The following is a 17,321-nucleotide window of genomic DNA, read 5'->3' as shown; positions in this document are numbered from 1 at the left end:
TTTATCACTGAAAGCATGCGCCTTCCTAACCTTTATGCCATCACAGACCCGATCAAATACGGAGAAAATTTTGAACAGACCCTTAGGAAAGTCCTGCAGAGAGGAGTTAAAATGGTCCAGCTCAGAGAAAAGGATAAATCCGGCAGGGATTATTACAACCTTGCCCTAAGGGTTAAGGAAATAACAAAGGAGTATTCCGCTTTGCTTTTTATAAACGACAGGGTAGATATTGCCCTTGCGGTTTCGGCAGACGGCGTGCATTTGCCCGCTAATGGCTTACCTCCAAGCGTGGTAAAGAGGATAGCACCTCATCTAATAGTTGGCTATTCAGCCCATAGCTTAGAGGAAGCCATATATGCACAAAAAGAAGGAGCGGACTTCATAACGCTAAGTCCTATATTCAAGACCTCCTCCCATCCAGAAGCAGAACCCTTAGGCCTTTCCTATCTAAAAGAGGTTTCTTCTAAGGTTAGCATTCCCGTATATGCCTTAGGTGGTATAACTTGGGAGAAGATTAAGCTTTGCTACAAAAACGGAGCTTATGGAGTGGCAGGGATAACGCTCTTTTTGTAGAGGTGATGGTATTCTTTAAGCTTTACTTTTTTCAATTTCCTATAAGCACGTAAGAAACCACGACATTTACATATTCAACTAACAACCTGAAAAACATGAGAACCTTTCAACTCCACACGGTAGATTAGGAACTCCAACTGACCACCTTAATCAAAATAAGACAAATCAATAATTTTGTCAAAGGGTCCAGGAGGCTGTAGGTTTTTGAAAAGGGAGGAACAACCATAAACGTAAAGGGTGGATACATTCATATGTAGGATTGAAGCGGGGACTTTGGCCATGGCAGGCTTTATCACTGGCGGAGATATAGTGTTAGAGGGGGTCTTTCCACATATAATAGACGGAAGGCTCCCCCACTCTATCCTTTTAGAAGTTTTCACCGACGAAGGTATAGGAACGCAGATAGTGCTTTAAAGAAGGTTAGCTTAAAGAAATAAAGCAATAATACTATATAGATGAAAGAAGAAATAAGGCCGGCAGGGTCTGGTAGAAGGTCTAAAACAAGGTATGTAAGGTATAAACTCACTGAAAGCTTAAAAAAAGTGGGCAAAGAAGGTTCATCTATGAAATCTCCAATAGATACTCCTTGACGCTCGGAAAACTTCCAATTGTAGATTATTCTTGGCAAAAGGTGGGCTATTCCACCGAATATGGTAAAGGCGGTGAAGCCATAAATCAAAAGGTTGTAATGCAGTTCCAAAAGTGCTGGTGTCCATTCAGGGAATATGGACATCAGAAATCCTACAAAAAGTCCAAAGGGGAGTAGTAAAAGAGCAAATATGAAGAACCTAACCGGGATTGGAAAGGTGGTTTTTATTCTCCTTTGCTTTAGAATGCTGTATATCTGACTTAAGTAGAACAGGGCTACAGCAAATTCAACTATAGACGCAAAAATCAGAAGGTTGTGAGTAGTAATGTAAAAGGATACAAGAATAAAAAGGGTGGAAAACTGCTTTGCATAAAAGAGGTTAAGGGCTTTCTTGAAGTTTAGGGTGGTCATAGTTAGCATGGGTATCCAAGCCAATTCCACACCGTACACTGCATTTAGCATAGCACCAAGGGTTAGAGTATGAACTGCAAGTCTAAAAGGCACCAAGTTTAACTGACTCAAAAGTAAAAATATTGTAGATAGATTAAGAAAGACCACAGAAGCAGAAAGAAACCTGACTGTTATAGGTTTCCAGTTTTTAATCGTGAGGAATATACTTGCAGAGAACAAAATATAGGAGAGCAATAAAACACCAGAAGCTAATGCTCCTTTATTCAAGGAAAAAAGCACAAGGCTTATGATGTTTAGAACAAACACCAAGTAAGGTAGTTTGGGAAAATAAAGCTTTCTGCTTTGGGAATTTGGGACTATCTGATACATAGCGCCGATCAGCGTAGAAGCGATAAATCCGTAGAGTAAAAATACTATAGAAAGAAGCCAGTCAGTATGCCTGAGGGCTAAGGAAAGTCCAAGAAATATAAGCGCTTTAAACAAAAAGAGAGGAGTTATCTTTGACACATAATACATAAAAGTAATTATATGCTCACTTACTAAAAATTCAACGATAGGCATAAGATTGTTCGAAAAATCTTGATGTCCCGATGAGAGATTTTGAAAAGCAACCTTGGAAGTCATCAAGGTGGCGATTATAATATAGCAAAGGGGGGTTGATGGAAAAGTTAGAGATTAGGAGTTGGCTTGCAATAGGAGGGTTACTTCACGACATAGGAAAGCTCATAGACAGGGCTGGAGAAGAAAGGGCTGAAGAAGAAGAAAGGAGAAAGTTCAAATATGCACATGCGGTGTATTCTTATAAGTTTTTAGAGGAGCTTTTGGAAAGGAAAGGAGTAAGCCAAGAAGTGCAAGAGCTTATCCTTTCTGGTGCCTACCATCACAATCCAGAGCCGAATAACCTATACCACATAGCCCAACAAATTGCAGACCACTGTGCCAGCAGTGAAAGGAGCAGAAGAGAAGAACAAAGCGTGGATCAAACTACCCAAAGAAAAGAGGAAAAAAGACTAAAGAGTATTTTCGGCTTGGTAGATTTAGAATGCGCCAAAACTTACTTAGATGGAGAAAAACACGAATACGAGTTGGAGCCTTTGAAGTTGGAAAAAGAGGTTATTTTTCCAAAGGATGCCAGTCAAATTGGGACCTCTGGAGTGCAAAAATATAAAGACCTACTTCAAGCTTTGAAAACACACCTAAGCAAACTTGACTTTAAGGATCCACAAAAGACACTCACAAAGCTCTATTATCTACTTTACAAATATCTTTGGTGCGTGCCCGCTTCTACCTACGACAAAGAGAGGGGAACCAATCACTTTCCAGACATATCCCTCTTTGACCACCTAAGAGTTGCCAGTGCTTTGGTAAGTAGCCTTTGGACAGACTACAACAAAGAGAGACTTAACGGTGGGCTAAACGCAGTGGAATTTCTGCTCGTTGAGGGGGACATAACGGGTATTCAAAGGTTTTTATATCAACTTTCTAACATAAGGGGAGTTGGAAAAAGGCTCAGAGGAAGAAGTTTCTTCCTTTCTGTGCTTCCCATAATCCTTGGCAGATTTTTCTTGAAGGAACTTGAATATCCTATGGTAAATCTCCTCTATGCGGGCGGTGGAAAGTTCCAGCTTATAATTGGCTACGAAGAGGGTATAGAGAAAAAACTTGAAGAGCTACAAAGGAAAGTGGATGAGGTTTTGGTCAGAGAGTTTGGGGGACACTTGGGGGTTGTCTTAGGTTGGTTAAGGTTAAAGGGAAGTGATTTAGGGGTAGGCACACTGGGAGAGAAAATACATGAGCTTTACGAAGAGGTAGGACGCAAGAAATTTCAAAAGTTCTCCACCATACTGGAAAACTTTGACAAATTAGCCAACCCCTTTGGACCCGATAACTACGAAGTGTGCCCTTCGTGTCAAACCAACCTAAAGCCAGAGAGCCAAGAGTTTTGTAATTGGTGCGAGCTTTTCCAAGAGGTGGGAGCAAAAATTCCAAGGGCGGAGTATGTAGTCTTTTCTCCTGAGATGGGAGACCTTTATCTTGAGGATATAGGTGGTGTTAGCGTTTATTCCAAAGATCAAGTTGCCTACACTCTACCAGAGGACACCCTGTTACTGCTAAACTCCACAGACTTTGAGGACAAAGCGGACGGCTTTTTCTTTTTGGCAAACACCGTTCCTTTGGAAGAAGACGGTAGTGTTAAGGACTTTAACGAGCTTGTGGAAGAAGAGGAAGAGGGCTACAAACTTTTGGCTTTTGTCAAGATGGATGTGGATAATTTGGGGCTTATATTCTCGCAGGGTTTAAAAAAGGACTATTCTCTCTCCAGAGTAGCAACCCTAAGCAGAAGCTTGGAACTGTTCTTTTCTGGATACATAAACACTCTTTTGGAGCAAAAGCAATTCAAAAACAAAGTTTATGTGGTCTATTCGGGAGGAGATGACCTGTTTTTCTGCGCACCTTGGGAAACTGCATTGGAAGTAGCAAAAGAGCTCGAGAAGGACTTTAGCGCCTATACCTGCTACAATCCGTGCTTTACCCTTTCTGCAGGAGTCTTCTTCCAAAGACCTAACTATCCCATAAGGTTTAGTGCAGATGGGGCAGAGCAGGAAAAGGAACATGCCAAAGTGGAAAAGAACTGCATAAGCCTTTGGAAAGAACCACTTCCTTGGGAAAAGTTTAGATATGCCCTTGAGGAACTAAAGCGCTTTTTGGCAAACTTTGATGCTCCTAACCACAGAACACTTCTTTACAGGATTTACACTCTCTTGAAGGCAAACAAAAGGGGCAACGGAATAAGCATGAGGTTTTATCCAATGTTTTACTATCAGCTCTACAGAAACATAAAAGAAGAAGAGCAACAAAGAGAACTTGAAAGTCTAATACTTGACCCAGGAAACAACTATAACATCAAAGACTACGCAGAGCTTATCTTAAAGCTTGTTTTAATGAAAACAAGAGGAATGTCAGAAAAGACAAAAAATAGTCATTATATAAATAACAACTTAGGAGGGTAGCGATGAGCAGAAACAATCCACAACAGAACAGACAAAAAAACAATGATAAAGAGTCAGAAAATGTAAAAAAGTTAAAGGAAAAGCTTAGTAATGAATCAATAGCCGAATTTTCTGAGAAGGACATTTTCCATCCCGAAGAAGGCTACGTTAAGAAAGCGATAGAAGATATAAATATTACAGCTGTGCAACTGAGAAAGGTCTTTCAAGAGTTCAAAGCGATAAGGGATGGACTAAAGAAGGACGAAAATGTTGAAGAAGCTTTGAAAAAGTTATACAAGCTTTATGCCATTTTAGAGTATCAAGCAAAGAGAGGCGTGTTGGACAAAGATTTCAAAGAGCTTATGTTCAGGCTTTTTGATAATATAGAAAGAAATAAGAGCAAAAAAGCTTTTGAGAAGGCTTACGATCTTTTGATGGCTATGGTAGCTTACTCTAAGAAATCCTAAGGAGGTGGGGGTGATGTTCTCTTACAAAGGCACTGTAATAATTAGATATGAGCTGAAGGCAATAACTGGTTTGAGGGTAGGAGGTTCTAAGGAAAACTTTGAAATAGGGGGATTGGACAACCCGGTTATAAAGACCTTGGCAGAGATAGAGAACTACGACGGCGAAGGGAACGTCCTACCCGAAGGTGCTCCCTACATACCCGGTTCTTCCTTGAAGGGCAAGATGAGGTCTCTTTTGGAGTGGGCTAAGGGAAGAGTGGATGACATGATTAAAAGAGCTATACATAGTGCCAAGAATATTGTTGAAGAAGCAGGAAGGGCTTGCGTTTGTGGAAAGTGTGAGGTTTGCAAAGTCTTTGGCACAGGTGATGCAAAGACTTTAGATAATTTGCCATTGGAGGAACTTCCCGGACCCCCAAGGCTAAGGGTCTTTGATGCTTATCCCACTTGGAAGAGCTTACAGATGCTGAAGAACATCTTGGGTGAAAACATCTTCACAGAGGTAAAGACAGAAAACGCCATAAACAGGCTTACTTCCAGAGCAAACCCAAGGAAGGTGGAAAGGGTGCCCGCAGGTGTTGTCTTTTTTGGGGAGATGGCTTTTCATCTGTTTGCAGAGCAAGACCCTGAGCTTTTGAGAGTGGTCTTTGAGGGTATGAGGCTCTTGGAGGATGATTACCTTGGGGGATATGGCTCAAGGGGTTCTGGAAAAGTCAGGTTTGAAAACCTAAGGGTAATCCTAAGACCAAAGGAATACTACTTTGGAGAAAAGAACAAAGAAAAACCAATAATTGAAAAACCCACCGTGCAGGAGATACTTGAAGATTACGAAACCATAAAGCAAAAACTGGGTGCTCTTTTCAATGCTTAAGGCTTTTGTCTTTAGACCTCTTAGTGCCTTTAGGAGCGTGCCCACCACCAATACCATTTTTGGTGCCATATGTTGGGGCATCCGTTGGCTTGAGTCAGAAGAAAAACTTTCGAAAACTTTAAATAGGTTTAAGGAAGGAGATCCACCTTTTATAATTTCCGCACCTTTGCCTTGGAAAAATGGGCTGTGGATCTTTCCAAGACCCATTCATTTTATACCCATCATTCCAAAAAATGCAGAGGAATACAAGCAATACAAAAAGTTCAAAGGGTTAAAATGGGTAAGTTGGGAAGTGTTTAAAAAGGTTTTGGAAAGCGAACCCACGGAGATGTTTGAAGGATTAAGGCAAGAAATAAAGCAGGAAGTTATACCTCATGCCTTTATAAACCGTCTTACCATGACCACCACAGGAGGAGAGCTTTACAACGAGCCCACCTATTGGCTACCTTCCTTTGGTGTGCTTGTAAGGTTTTTTGACGAAAGCTTTGAGCCCTTAGTTAAAGCTTGCCTTGAGTTTTCCCAACTTGGAGGAAACAAAACTACAGGGATGGGAAGGTATAGACTTGAGGAGACAGAGCCACCAGAGGGAATAGAGAAGTTTATTTCTAACAAAACCTCAAGGGCTTTTTTGATTTCTGAGTGCTTTTATGACAAAGACTTTGAGCTAAAGGAGAGTTACTACGATCTAAAGGTTCAAAGATCAGCGGTGGAAAACGGTTTAACAAGAAGGGTTTGGAAAAATACTGTCTGCTACCTTACACCCGGCTCGCAGGTTAAAGTAAAAAATCAAAAAGATTGGTATGGGAGTCTAAAAGAAGTGCTAAAGGAAGGTATCCTTTCCGTTTATCAATACGGCTTAGGTTTTCCACTCTTTGCGAGGTGGTAAAGATGAAGGTGCGAGTTAAAACCCTTTCCCCCATTCACATAGGAAACGGAGAGAGGATCTCAAGTCTTGAGTTTTTGGTAGATGGAGGAAGGCTAAAGGTCTTTAGGTTTGACCGTATTCTTTCAGCCATTGAAAGGATACCCAACCCACAGCTGAGGACAAACGCCTATCTTTGGTTCAAAAACCAAGGGGATCTTAGACTTTCCACCTTTTTGAAAAATTTCAATCTTAATTTGGAGCCTGACTACGAGCTTGAGATCAACGGAAACCTTATTAGCTCCCAGGTGGAGGAGTTTATAAAAACTTTGGAAGGTCCTTATGTCCCTGGTAGCGAGCTAAAGGGTTCCATAAGACATTTAATAGCTTGCGCTTGGTTTATGGAAAAGCCTTATGTTGTTATCAATAAAGTAAAAAAGCTTTTAAACGCAAGACAGGTAATAAACCAAGAAAAACTAAGTAAAGCAAAAAAGGAATTAGAAAGAATGATAAATAAAGCAGAAAAGGAGTTAGAAAGAATGGTTTTTTACTCACAAGAAAGAAAGGATGCACAGTTTGACATAATGAAGGCCCTCTTCATCCCAGATAGCCAACCTTTGCCTTATGAGTATCTTAGGGTAGAAGTTCCCACACTGTTAGGTTCCAACAAGCCCCTATACCCATGCGAAGCAATAAAAGAGAACGTAGAGCTTGAAGTGGAGATAAAAATAAACAAAAATGCTTATGAAGGACTAAAAAGAGTAGAAAGCCTTCCTGAAGTTGGAAGATACTTTTCTGATGAGGACACTTTTTGGAACTTTTTGAGGGAATGCTCACAAAAATTCTATTCAAAACTTTTGGACGAGGAAATTAAGTTTTTTAAAAATCGCCGACCAGATACTGCAAAGCACTTAGAGAGTCTAAAAGGATATCTTAATGGCAATGGAGTTTTGCTAAGAATAGGAAAGCACGAGGGAATTTTGAGCACAACTCTTTTGCTAATTCTGAAAGAAAAGGATAATAGGCTTTTTGACTGGTTTTTTAGAGAAACTCAACACACTTCAAGGCAAGAAACCAACAAAACCAGAAGGATCAACCAACGAGGTCTGACCTTTGGATGGCTCCTTTTAGAGAGGTTTTGACTACTCCCATTCCCATGGTGGTTTTTATGCCCACGCCCGCAAAGTTAGAAAATAGGGCAAGAACAGACAGCTTTTTGGCTAATTCTTGATCCTTTATAAGAAATCCCACCCTTCCCACAAAGCCTATCCTTTTTAGCCTTTGGTCTATGATAAACTCTTGGGTAGAGCCTTCAAACTCATAAACCATCAAACCCTTTAGAACCTCTGTCTCTGCAAGCTCCAAAGGAAACTCCGAAAAGGTGTTCCACCGACTCAAAAGGTTAGAAAAAATAAGGTGAGGCTCGGGGAATGGATAGTCAAACTTAAACCTGTTAAAGGCAGTGGGACTAACAAATTCCATTTGGAGCCTTTTGTGGGGCAATGTTTCCAAAAGCTCCTGATAGCTAAGAGCTTTCTTTTCTTTTAAGCCTTTATCCTTTGTGGGACTAAGGGGAATACCCCTTATGTGTAAGCCCTCTTTGGGAAAGTAGTAGCTGTGAATGAGAGCAGGATAAAGACCGTCCTCCAAAAGGGCAAGCTCAAGCCTAAGAGTGGAATCTTTCACGGAAAAACCTTTTATGCTGAAGGGCTTTTTGGCTTCTTTGTGCAGTCTTTGTGCTATGCTTTCCTCAAAAAGGCTAAAAAACAGTCCATGAACATCCGTAGGATATAAGACCTCTGGGGTTTTCTTTAACCTAAAGCTAAGTTCAACCAAAACAGGCATACAGATAATATTCTAATTCAGTATTTTTTTGCTCATTAACCTAAAGGCTTTCTCTTAAAAGCTTTTCTCCATCCCACACAGTGGGCTTGAAACACGAGGATGAGGCAACTCGCTTTATCCTTTCCAAAACCCTGTCTCCATCCCACGCAGTGGGCTTGAAACACAAGTTCGCGCTCCCGAGAAGATTAAGGCCGAGGTGTCTCCATCCCACACGGTGGGCTTAGAACCTTAAATATGAAGAATTGGAGAGAATTGCTAAAGAACATAATTTAAAGTCTCCATCCCACACAGTGGGCTTGAAACTTATGGTTGGTGTGGCGTTTGGTTTGTATGATAGCTTTACGTCTCCATCCCACACAGTGGGCTTGAAACAGTTGGTATGAAGATACAAGCAAGGAGCCTATTAAGGTTAAGTCTCCATCCCACACGGTGGGCTTGAAACCCCAACTTACCACCTTAATCAAAATAAGGTAAATCAATAATTTTGTCAAGGGGGTCCCCCTCGCAAATGAAGGTTATTTTCCGAAAATCCGAGGTCGTGCAAAGTTGAGTGTGTTATTGTCAAATTTAAGTCCTTGTCTCCCAACGCTTTAAGCAATCGTGCATAATTATGACTTTGTGCAATTACATAATTATGACTTTATGTTTTTGCATAAAAGCATAAATTTAAAAGCTATGAGACGCAAGAGGAAGAAAGCGGTAAGAACAACAATTTTATTACCACCCGAAGTTCATCAAGCTTTACGCATAGAAGCCATAAAAAAGAAAGTATCTATGGGAGAGCTAATAGTTCAAAAGCTAAAGGAGTTGGAAGAATACAGAGAAAAATATGGTGGAGTTGTAAAGGCAGAGGAGCACCTCCCTTAGGAGATCCCAAAGCCTATTCAGTTGTCAATTTGGCAAGGGTCTCAAAAGGACCCTCAAGCTTCCCCAAAGGGACTAAATAGAATTATACCATACATTCCAAATAGCCAAAGCCCTGTCCTGTTCTGACACCCAAGCCATACTGATAAACAAACTTTAAAAGCTCCTTGCTTTCTGTGTAAAGTCTGAACCTTCCCAAAAAGCTTCTGATATATCCTCCGTAGTGTTTTATAAACTCTTCCTTTATGCTTATTGGCTCAAACTCAAAGGTTTTTAATTCTAAATCTTTTCCAACTATGGACCTATAGCGCCTTTGAGTGTTTTCCAAAAGCCACCACATAAAATCTCTGTCCTTTGGTGTAGCATACTTTTCTTTGGGATTTTTAGAATTTACCGCCCTTTCCACCACTACAGGAGACAGCGTCTTAAAAAAGCCCGTAGGTTCATTTTCTTTTTCAACATCCACATCCACAATCCTAAAATACACACTTCCAATCTTTGGGTTCATATCGTGAAGGTAGTTCTCTTTAATAAGCCTCAGCGTTCCGTTGTAAAAGGATATGGCAGTTTCAGAATCTCCTGTGGAAAATCTAAAGTTTATAGCCTCCACATCTTTTATATGCTCCCCTTCAATCTTTGCACTTTTTCCTAAATACACCGCAAAGGTGTAAGGCTTTGGCCTTTCCTCCTCAAACTCTTCTCCAAAGATTTTCTTCAAAAGGGATATAAACCTTCTCCTGTAATCTAAACTTATAGGCAAACTATCTTCCGTAGCCCTAACAAGCCTCACCCTAAACCGCATGTAATCATCATAACGGGTTATCTTACATTTCACTCTGTATCTGCAGAGCTTATTAGCTCAAAGCCTGTGTCTTTGCTATAGTTTCCTTCCACGTAGTAGATATTTAGCCTATCGTGAATTCTCTGCTTTTCCAACTCTTTCAAAGACCACACAGGAAGAGAAAAGCTATATTCAAGGATTTGGCTTAGTAGTTTTACTCTTTCTGCTAAGTTTCCTTTTGCCTCTTCCCACTTTTGCAATAGCCCTTTTACTTCTTCCTCAAACTCTTTGGGAATTACTTGCACTGCATCTATGTCTCTGAAAAGCTCCTTCGCTTGGGACTTGCTTATTGTAAGGCTATCCGTTCCTTCCCAGAGGTTTGTTATATAGCGGTAAGCTTTATTAAAGTTCTCCAAATACTTAGTATTTCTCAAAGCGTTTTCCGAATAGACCTTTTCCATAAGCTCCCACTTAAATTTCCAATCCCAAGCTCCATCTTTTAAATTGTGCAGAGTTTTTTCGTGCAAATCTTTGTAATACACCGAACCTATCCCCGAACAATTATTTGTGAATACAAATACGTTTGGTTCTTTCGTTGGTTTTTGTCCTCTTCTGTTGCATCTTCCCATGCGTTGAATCAAACTGTCTGCAGTGGAAAGCTCTGTAAAAAGGTAGTCCGCATCAAGGTCCAAAGACACTTCCGCAAGCTGAGTGGTAATCCATACGCCATTTTCCCAACCATCAAAGAACTCTTTTATCTCATTTTCTTTTTTCTTTCTGTCCCTTAGTATAAACCTGCTGTGCAAAAGCTTAGCGTTAGGGATTTTCCCTTTTAGCTCAATTGCCTTTCTGACAGTATTTACTACCACAAGCACTTTGGCTTCTTGGGAAAGCTTTACTATCTCTTCTATACCACTGTCTATGGTGCCCTGTATGATCTTAACATTGTGATAAGGCTTTTGCTGTAAGCTAAACTCTTTAAACTCTACCCCCATACCTTCAAACCTTTCTTTCAAGAACTCAGGGAAAGTGGCGGTCATAACTAAAAACTTTCCGCCGTTTTGAGCTAACACTTCCAAAGCTTTTACTATAAAGGCTAAGGTGATAGGATCATAAGATTGCAACTCATCAATAACAAGCCTTGAATAGAGAGCGGTTGCATAATACTTTTCAAAGCCCTTGTATCTAAAGACAAAGTGCATAAGCTGGTCGGGGGTGCAGACGATTATAGGTTTAGCAAAGTTGCGGGAAAGGAAGTAGTTCAAAAAGACAGCATCTTCTTTGTTGTTTTTAATGTCTTCGTTTTGTTCATCTCTTTCAAGCACGTAGTTTAATGCACTTGAGTGCAAAAGTCCTGCACAATTTCCAAAAATTTTCTCTGCCCTTGTGTAAATGCTATTGGCGGAAACTCTGTATGGCAACATAAAAAAGCCTTTCCTCTGAAGATATATAAAGCCTGCTTCCGTTTTGCCCGATCCGGTAGGAGCTATAACCACAAGGTTTTTATCCCTGTTCTCTTTTATAAATACTTGCATTTCGTTGAGATTGATGTTCATTCCTTTGAAAAACTCATCTACAAAACTTAGTGTGTCGTCCGGGGGCTTTTCTTCAACTTCTTGTGCTTGCTTTGAACTGCTTGCGTGGTCTATACGAAGAAGCAAGCCCTTCAAAAGGCGGTAGTATTTAATTAATTCTTTTTCAGGAAGTCCAAACTTCCTTGCAATATCGTCCCTTAAGTAATCCATTTCCCCCTTTTTTAGCAAAAAGCTTATGGGACTTTTCTCAAAGCCAAACTCTTCCTTTAAAACCCTTTCCACACCTTCTGTTGATACTCTTTCCACAGGATGGTGATGTAAAACCAAAAGTCTGACAATTTTTTTGGTCAGTTCGTCTTTTACATTCACAAAGGCGGGCGAAAGAAGATTGTGCTTTACCTCCGGAAGCCCTTTTATCAGCTCTATGTTTTTGTTTTCAACTTTTTTCTGAAACATACAGTGAATCTTGCCATAATCGTGATACTCGCAGGCAAGCTCTAAGATATCCCAAAATCTATCCCTTAGCTCACATGGAAGCTCTTTTGGTATTAGCTCCTCTATTTCTTCTTTGTAATATTCTTTGAGTTTTTCTAAGTTTTCCAAAAGTTTGTCTGTATGCTCCCTTATTGTTGTTCCGTCATCCTTTGCCCAACGTTCTTTAAGCAGACTCTGAAGTTTCTCCCTTGTTAGTTTCATCTTCTTTTCCTCTCTCTTCTTCTGAGTTTAGCCCTATCAAAAAGGCATAGGCTATCATATTGAAGTTTTTGTCATTTAGGGCTTCCTTAAAGAGATAGGGAATTTCCTTTTCCACCTCAAGGTATGCCCTTATTAGGTTTTGGATAAAGTAGTCTTTGTCTTTTCTTCTTATTGCTTCAAGGAGTCTGTAGGTAAGTGGTTCAAGCTTTTTCTGTGTGCTTGGGTCCTTTTTGTAAAGTGCTTTTAGCTCTTTCCCTGCCCGAAAAGCCCAATTAGTATAGTCTTTTTGTTCGTTCATGTTTAGCACCTCCTGAAAGTTTATAAAGAAAAGCAAATTGCTACTTAAATACTTCAAATTCTTGCCCGCTTGCACTATTCTACTTTCAATGGTTTCAACCTTTAAATTTTTATAACTTTTCTTTTTGATAAATCCTGACAGCAGAAGGAATAAGAACTCATAAAGAGACTTCCCTGTATAGATGTAAAAAAGAAAGTCAGAAAATATGTGCTGGAGGTTTTTAGGATATTTGTCAATCAACTGACTGATGGCTTCTGCTAAATTTGGGCTTATGTGAAAGGAGTATATGTTTGCGGTAGCGTCTCCTACCTTTTCAATTTCCACAAAATAGATGTTTTCTAAAATCCAACTACTCTTTTGTTTTTCTAATTCTAAGACATGCTTTATTACGCTCCACGCTCTTCCAAGCTTTTCTTGCTCTATTTCCTCTTGCGTGCTTAAAATCTGGTTCAGTCTGTAGGTTTCCAAAAGATCATCGGGAATATAAACAAAAAGATACTTTCCATTTGACTTATAAAATCCAACGCTCGTAAAATAAAGCAAAAATTCACATTCTTTACAGATTGGTATAGGGTCCCATATGAAATTTCTAACAGTGTCTGGGCTAGCAAATAATGGAGTAAAGCTCGTGGCATCTACAAAGTTTTTTGCTTGTCTTTCGTGACAGAAAAAGCAAGTTTGGGAGGTTTCTATAGTTTTTTTCTTGAGTTTTTCACAGTCTTTCAAGAAGGCTTCTTTGACTTTTTCTGAAACTTGGTTTATATCTTTTATGAACCCTTCTATATCCTCATCCTTTATAGATATATGCTTTACCGATGGATTAGTAAATGGACTGTTGCTGTGAAAATCTCTAAGTTTTGGAGATATAAGAATTTTATAAGGGTCAAACATATTTTTGTTATTTTGCTTTTGCTTTTTATTTTTATATTCCTCATAAGCCTCTTTAAGCTTTTTATTAATTACCTCTTTATCCTTCAAAAGATAGTCTGCGTAAATTTCCGGTAGCTTCTTCCACAAATCCTTTGGGATCCTTAAAGTTTTTTCTTCCACTAAATTTTCTACATTTTGTCCTTGCACTTCCAAAACCTTCAAAACTCCAACGCAAGCACTTGCCATAAGCCAATTTCCTGCGTAGAATTTTACGTATTCTTCTCCTTCGGGTCTTTTTAGCTCTTCCCCTACTGATTCAGTTAAAAAAACAGGATAGCCATCTTCATCAAAAATCAACGAGCCGTAGATTTGGGTTCCCTTTTGGAAGTAATAAACATCAATCCAAGAGTATGTTTTTGGCTTTTGGGAGTTTTTGTAAAAGTAAGAAAGGCTAAAAAGCACGCCTTTTTTATCAACACTGGCCTTTTCCAATATCTTCTTTGGCACGTAAGCATTGTGCTTTAACTTTATAGCGTCCTCTTCGGGTATTTCCTTTTCTTCACATTGGACTATTTTTACTTCTTCCACCTTTACTGGATACTCTCCGCCTGAAAGAAAAAGAAGTTCTTTTGGCTCTTTTATGGCTTTTTCCATTTCTTCCAAAAGCTTTTCTTCAGCTTTTATGTGTATTAGCAATCTTAGGTTGTGCAAAATTGGAACTTGTAGAGGAAGCTTCTCCAAAACTTTATCTTTAAAGTTATACTTCCTAAACCACACATAATCCCTATATATTGCCTCGTAGTCTCCGTGAAGGGAGATTTGGAAGGACTCTCCTTCCCACCTCCTTCCCATTGCCTTGTAAATCAGACCTATTATGGTGGAGTAGGGAGGAAGAGGATAGACCTCTATACCTTTTATGGAAAGCGGATTTTTAAAAATCCCCGTGGGAGTGTAAAGTTTAAGCCTTAGACACTGCATAAACTTCCTCCACCCTCTTCTTTAGCTCCTCAAAGACCTCTCCTACGCTTTTGCATTGGAGATTTTCTCTTATTTCTTGCTCGTTGGCGAAGTATCCCGAAAGTATCCCACAAAGGGTATTTTCCCTTTCCCCCTCAGGGATCAAGTTCATACAGTCAATAAGTCTGCTGGTATCCAAAATTAGCTTTCCGTCTTCAGTTTCCTTTGCACCTATGCATCCCATAAAGAACGGATTTTTTATCTTGTAAATGCCACCTATTACAAAGATGGGAGACAGATTTTCCCACCGTCCCTTTATCTGCCTTGAGAGAGTTCTTACTATGTCCAAAAGAGCCTTTACTCTATTTGCCTTTTCTTCAGATGAGACAACATCCTCCGATTGGTCTTCTCCTTCCCACACTCCTATTCTATCCAAATCTATTGCTATTGTGTAGTAGTAATGAGCGCTGTGCTGTTCGGATTGAGTTATAACCTGGGCGTCTTTTTGTTCTATGTGCTTTATATATCTGTTGTATGCATCTATGTTGTTCATAAAGTCCATGTCTCCTTGGAACTTAGAGATGGAATAGGCATAGGTGACCTTTACGGGTGCAGTTCTTTTTACGCTGTCTCCATAAGACAGCTCTAATTTTTTACCATCTGCCCCTTTAAGATTCGTCAAAAGCCCACCGAATAGGTCAAATTCTTCGTAATTCTTTATTAATTCCTTCCCGAAACTATCCACATCAAGTTTGCCTTTATCCCTTTTATTCTCTATTACCTCTTTTACCTTCTCGTCTAACAATTTCCAACCTTTTTCTTCTTTACCTTTTTTCCTCATTTCATACTTGAGCGCCTTATCAGACACGTAAGTTATTTGAGAGTTATCTCCCAAAGAAAGCTTTTTGAGGATAGACACATTCCCTATGTTTTCCCCGTAGTTTAGGCTTGTCGCTCTTTGGGTTATGATGGTTAGCGTTAGTATTCCTTTCATTTCTTTCATTTCCATTTTTCCCACCTCCTTATTTTCTTATAAAACAGTTCTCTTTCTCATAATCTGACATTTGCCTATGGCTTTCAAGGAATTTTATCCAATCCTCGGGCAAACCGTTCTCCCTTGCTCCTTCAATGATAGTGTTCAAGTAGCTTTCTGAGGGCTTTTTTATTTCATCTGGCTCTGGTCTTATATAAGCTACAGCCTTTAATTCTTGTCCAAGCTGTGGCACAACTACGGACACTTCTTTTCTGTCATAAACACCTGGATATCCTTCGTATGGGTCCAAACACTCAAAGCTTTCCAACTCAAACAGCACTCCCCAAACTCTGCTTGTGGAATCCTGCACTAAGTTTGCTACTCCTCCGCCCCATCTGCTTGAGTTTCCATCAAACACCAATCTGTAACCTTCCACATAGCCTACTCCCACCCTCTTCCAACTGTTCCCACATCTTGTACTCATCTGTCTCAAATTCATGTTTGAACCGTAGGCAAAGTATAGAACCATTTTTGTTACCTCCAAAATTTTTTCCAATCACCCGACGGGATTTTTTCAAGCCCATCAACCGAATGATTGTATATGTAGGTGTAAGCTTCTAACTCTTCTCCATTAGCCAGTTTGACCTTTATAAGCTCCCTCCTGTATAGGTATGGCGCGCCTTCTATTTGGTCTAACCTTTGGAATTTCTCTTCCGAAACCCGATAAACCTCTCCCACAACTCTGCCAGAGCCGGGCACCATACCAGGAAAGTTGGATATCAAGTATAGATCGTAACCTTCTGCATAAGCCAGTCCCACAAATTCGCAGTTTTGTAAAACCCCGTGTCTTACCTCACCATTGCGAAGGGTCCCATAGACAAAAACATAAGCCATTTTTAACTCTCCCTTTTGTTTTTGTTTTTGCTTTTAGATTTAGATATGAGTTTATAGACTGTTTTCCCTTTAGAGAATACCACAAATGCGGAAACTCCTACAGCGACCCCCAGATAAAATACACTCCTAGTAACTAAAGCAGTTGCAACCATCCCTCCGACGAATTCCAACATTTTTAACGCCCCCTTGTAATTACCTTATCTGCAATTTTATAGAGTATTGCTGTTCCCACAAATCCCGTAACAGCTCCAATCCAAAATTCACCTTTAGAGATCGCAATCATCACAGCGATTCCAGAGATAAACTCTAACATCCTTTAATACCTCCTTCATACTTATATAAACCCCCTCTTTTTACAAAATCTGACACTTGCTTTTTTGATTTTTGACTGAATATATACATAGCGACTTTCAACTCCACACGGTAGATTAGGAACATTTAACCGATTTAACTGTCTTAACATGCTTTCAAGCTCTTTCAACTCCACACGGTAGATTAGGAACCTCAAGAACGAATATTCTTACTACAAAGGTGAGAAGATAGCTTTCAACTCCACACGGTAGATTAGGAACTTGAAAACGAATTGAAAGTTGTAGATCCGGGTAATTATGAATTCTTTCAACTCCACACGGTAGATTAGGAACAAGAGAAAGTTGAAATTAAAAGCGGAGAAATCTCATGTCTTTCAACTCCACACGGTAGATTAGGAACATGAAGTTCTAAAAATGCTAAATCCATATTCAAGTTTTGCTTTCAACTCCACACGGTAGATTAGGAACTAGCTAAAGAAATTTCTATGCTTGAGACGTATATACAGCACTTTCAACTCCACACGGTAGATTAGG

17 protein-coding genes and 2 CRISPR repeat arrays (1 of these 19 cut by a window edge) are annotated in these 17,321 nt (G+C 39.7%); of the genes, 8 read left to right on the top strand and 9 right to left on the bottom strand.

Annotation, left to right across the window (positions count from 1 at the left end; all coding sequences use genetic code 11):
• The first annotated feature begins 15 nt into the window (after nt 1-15).
• Both thiE and K217_RS07865 read left to right on the top strand, forming a co-directional pair.
• Nucleotides 16-573 (top strand): thiamine phosphate synthase, encoded by a 558-nt coding sequence (gene thiE / locus K217_RS0102685; protein ID WP_029551590.1) that lies wholly within the window; start codon nt 16-18, stop codon nt 571-573.
• Nucleotides 574-810: 237 nt separating this feature from the next.
• Nucleotides 811-987, top strand: a complete 177-nt coding sequence (locus tag K217_RS07865) for a hypothetical protein (protein WP_155991108.1) — start codon at nt 811-813, stop codon at nt 985-987.
• Here the strand turns inward: K217_RS07865 and K217_RS0102680 are convergent.
• Complete coding sequence (locus tag K217_RS0102680; protein WP_155991107.1) at nt 950-2,134, bottom strand: hypothetical protein; 1,185 nt, start codon at nt 2,132-2,134, stop codon at nt 950-952. The two genes, K217_RS07865 and K217_RS0102680, sit on opposite strands and share 38 nt — an antisense overlap.
• Before the next feature lie 98 nt (nt 2,135-2,232).
• Here K217_RS0102680 and cas10 point away from each other — a divergent pair, with 98 nt between their 5' ends.
• From cas10 to csm5, 5 genes are read left to right on the top strand one after another with little or no spacing between them, the layout of a single operon-like run.
• Nucleotides 2,233-4,584 carry a type III-A CRISPR-associated protein Cas10/Csm1 gene (cas10, locus tag K217_RS0102675; RefSeq protein WP_029551588.1) on the top strand — a complete coding sequence of 784 codons (2,352 nt, stop codon included), beginning with the start codon at nt 2,233-2,235 and terminating at the stop codon, nt 4,582-4,584.
• 2 nt (nt 4,585-4,586) lie between these two features.
• Complete coding sequence (csm2, locus tag K217_RS0102670; RefSeq protein ID WP_029551587.1) at nt 4,587-5,030, top strand: type III-A CRISPR-associated protein Csm2; 444 nt, start codon at nt 4,587-4,589, stop codon at nt 5,028-5,030.
• Nucleotides 5,031-5,043: 13 nt separating this feature from the next.
• The gene (gene csm3 / locus K217_RS0102665) at nt 5,044-5,901 is read left to right on the top strand and encodes a type III-A CRISPR-associated RAMP protein Csm3 (protein ID WP_029551586.1); all 858 of its coding nucleotides are present in this window, start codon (nt 5,044-5,046) and stop codon (nt 5,899-5,901) included.
• Nucleotides 5,894-6,787 (top strand): type III-A CRISPR-associated RAMP protein Csm4, encoded by an 894-nt coding sequence (gene csm4, locus K217_RS0102660; RefSeq protein ID WP_029551585.1) that lies wholly within the window; start codon nt 5,894-5,896, stop codon nt 6,785-6,787. The genes csm3 and csm4 overlap by 8 nt, the downstream gene beginning before the upstream one ends.
• A gap of 2 nt (nt 6,788-6,789) precedes the next feature.
• A complete protein-coding gene (gene csm5 / locus K217_RS0102655) occupies nt 6,790-7,905 on the top strand; it encodes a type III-A CRISPR-associated RAMP protein Csm5 (protein ID WP_029551584.1) in 1,116 nt (371 codons plus the stop codon).
• On the opposite strand, the gene cas6 (K217_RS07555) is transcribed toward csm5, so the two are convergent.
• Nucleotides 7,856-8,608 (bottom strand): CRISPR system precrRNA processing endoribonuclease RAMP protein Cas6, encoded by a 753-nt coding sequence (gene cas6, locus K217_RS07555; protein ID WP_029551583.1) that lies wholly within the window; start codon nt 8,606-8,608, stop codon nt 7,856-7,858. The genes csm5 and cas6 (K217_RS07555) overlap by 50 nt on opposite strands.
• Before the next feature lie 64 nt (nt 8,609-8,672).
• A CRISPR array of direct repeats spans nt 8,673-9,050; the repeat unit is 29 nt; unit sequence GTCTCCATCCCACACAGTGGGCTTGAAAC.
• Nucleotides 9,051-9,283: 233 nt separating this feature from the next.
• Between cas6 (K217_RS07555) and K217_RS0102640 the strand changes: the two genes are divergently transcribed.
• Entirely contained in the window at nt 9,284-9,475 is a 192-nt protein-coding gene (locus K217_RS0102640) for a chromosome segregation protein SMC (RefSeq protein ID WP_029551582.1), read from the top strand.
• Between the two features lie 82 nt (nt 9,476-9,557).
• On the opposite strand, the gene cas6 (K217_RS0102635) is transcribed toward K217_RS0102640, so the two are convergent.
• The 7 genes from cas6 (K217_RS0102635) to K217_RS07705 all read right to left on the bottom strand — a co-directional run bounded on the left by cas6 (K217_RS0102635) (nt 9,558) and on the right by K217_RS07705 (nt 16,789).
• Nucleotides 9,558-10,274, bottom strand: a complete 717-nt coding sequence (gene cas6 / locus K217_RS0102635; protein WP_029551581.1) for a CRISPR-associated endoribonuclease Cas6 — start codon at nt 10,272-10,274, stop codon at nt 9,558-9,560.
• Nucleotides 10,275-10,303: 29 nt separating this feature from the next.
• Complete coding sequence (locus tag K217_RS0102630; RefSeq protein WP_029551580.1) at nt 10,304-12,484, bottom strand: CRISPR-associated helicase/endonuclease Cas3; 2,181 nt, start codon at nt 12,482-12,484, stop codon at nt 10,304-10,306.
• The gene (gene cas5b / locus K217_RS07610; protein WP_081820020.1) at nt 12,447-14,630 is read right to left on the bottom strand and encodes a type I-B CRISPR-associated protein Cas5b; all 2,184 of its coding nucleotides are present in this window, start codon (nt 14,628-14,630) and stop codon (nt 12,447-12,449) included. Before cas5b ends, K217_RS0102630 begins: the two co-directional genes overlap by 38 nt.
• Nucleotides 14,611-15,618, bottom strand: a complete 1,008-nt coding sequence (cas7i, locus tag K217_RS0102620) for a type I-B CRISPR-associated protein Cas7/Cst2/DevR (protein ID WP_231476984.1) — start codon at nt 15,616-15,618, stop codon at nt 14,611-14,613. The genes cas5b and cas7i overlap by 20 nt, the downstream gene beginning before the upstream one ends.
• Before the next feature lie 13 nt (nt 15,619-15,631).
• Entirely contained in the window at nt 15,632-16,111 is a 480-nt protein-coding gene (locus K217_RS0102615) for a gamma-glutamylcyclotransferase family protein (protein ID WP_052178056.1), read from the bottom strand.
• Nucleotides 16,112-16,116: 5 nt separating this feature from the next.
• Nucleotides 16,117-16,476: a gamma-glutamylcyclotransferase family protein gene (locus K217_RS0102610; protein WP_029551576.1), complete on the bottom strand. Its 360-nt coding sequence runs from the start codon at nt 16,474-16,476 to the stop codon at nt 16,117-16,119.
• 175 nt (nt 16,477-16,651) lie between these two features.
• A complete protein-coding gene (locus K217_RS07705) occupies nt 16,652-16,789 on the bottom strand; it encodes a hypothetical protein (protein ID WP_155991106.1) in 138 nt (45 codons plus the stop codon).
• A gap of 94 nt (nt 16,790-16,883) precedes the next feature.
• Nucleotides 16,884-17,321: direct repeats of the CRISPR family, unit length 29 nt; unit sequence CTTTCAACTCCACACGGTAGATTAGGAAC (it continues 584 nt past the right edge of the window).

It is taken from the genome of Thermocrinis jamiesonii (assembly GCF_000702425.1).
Taxonomy (GTDB): domain Bacteria; phylum Aquificota; class Aquificia; order Aquificales; family Aquificaceae; genus Thermocrinis; species Thermocrinis jamiesonii.
The sequence above is the reverse complement of the archived record's forward strand: the minus strand, read 5'-3'. Positions and strand labels throughout refer to the sequence as shown.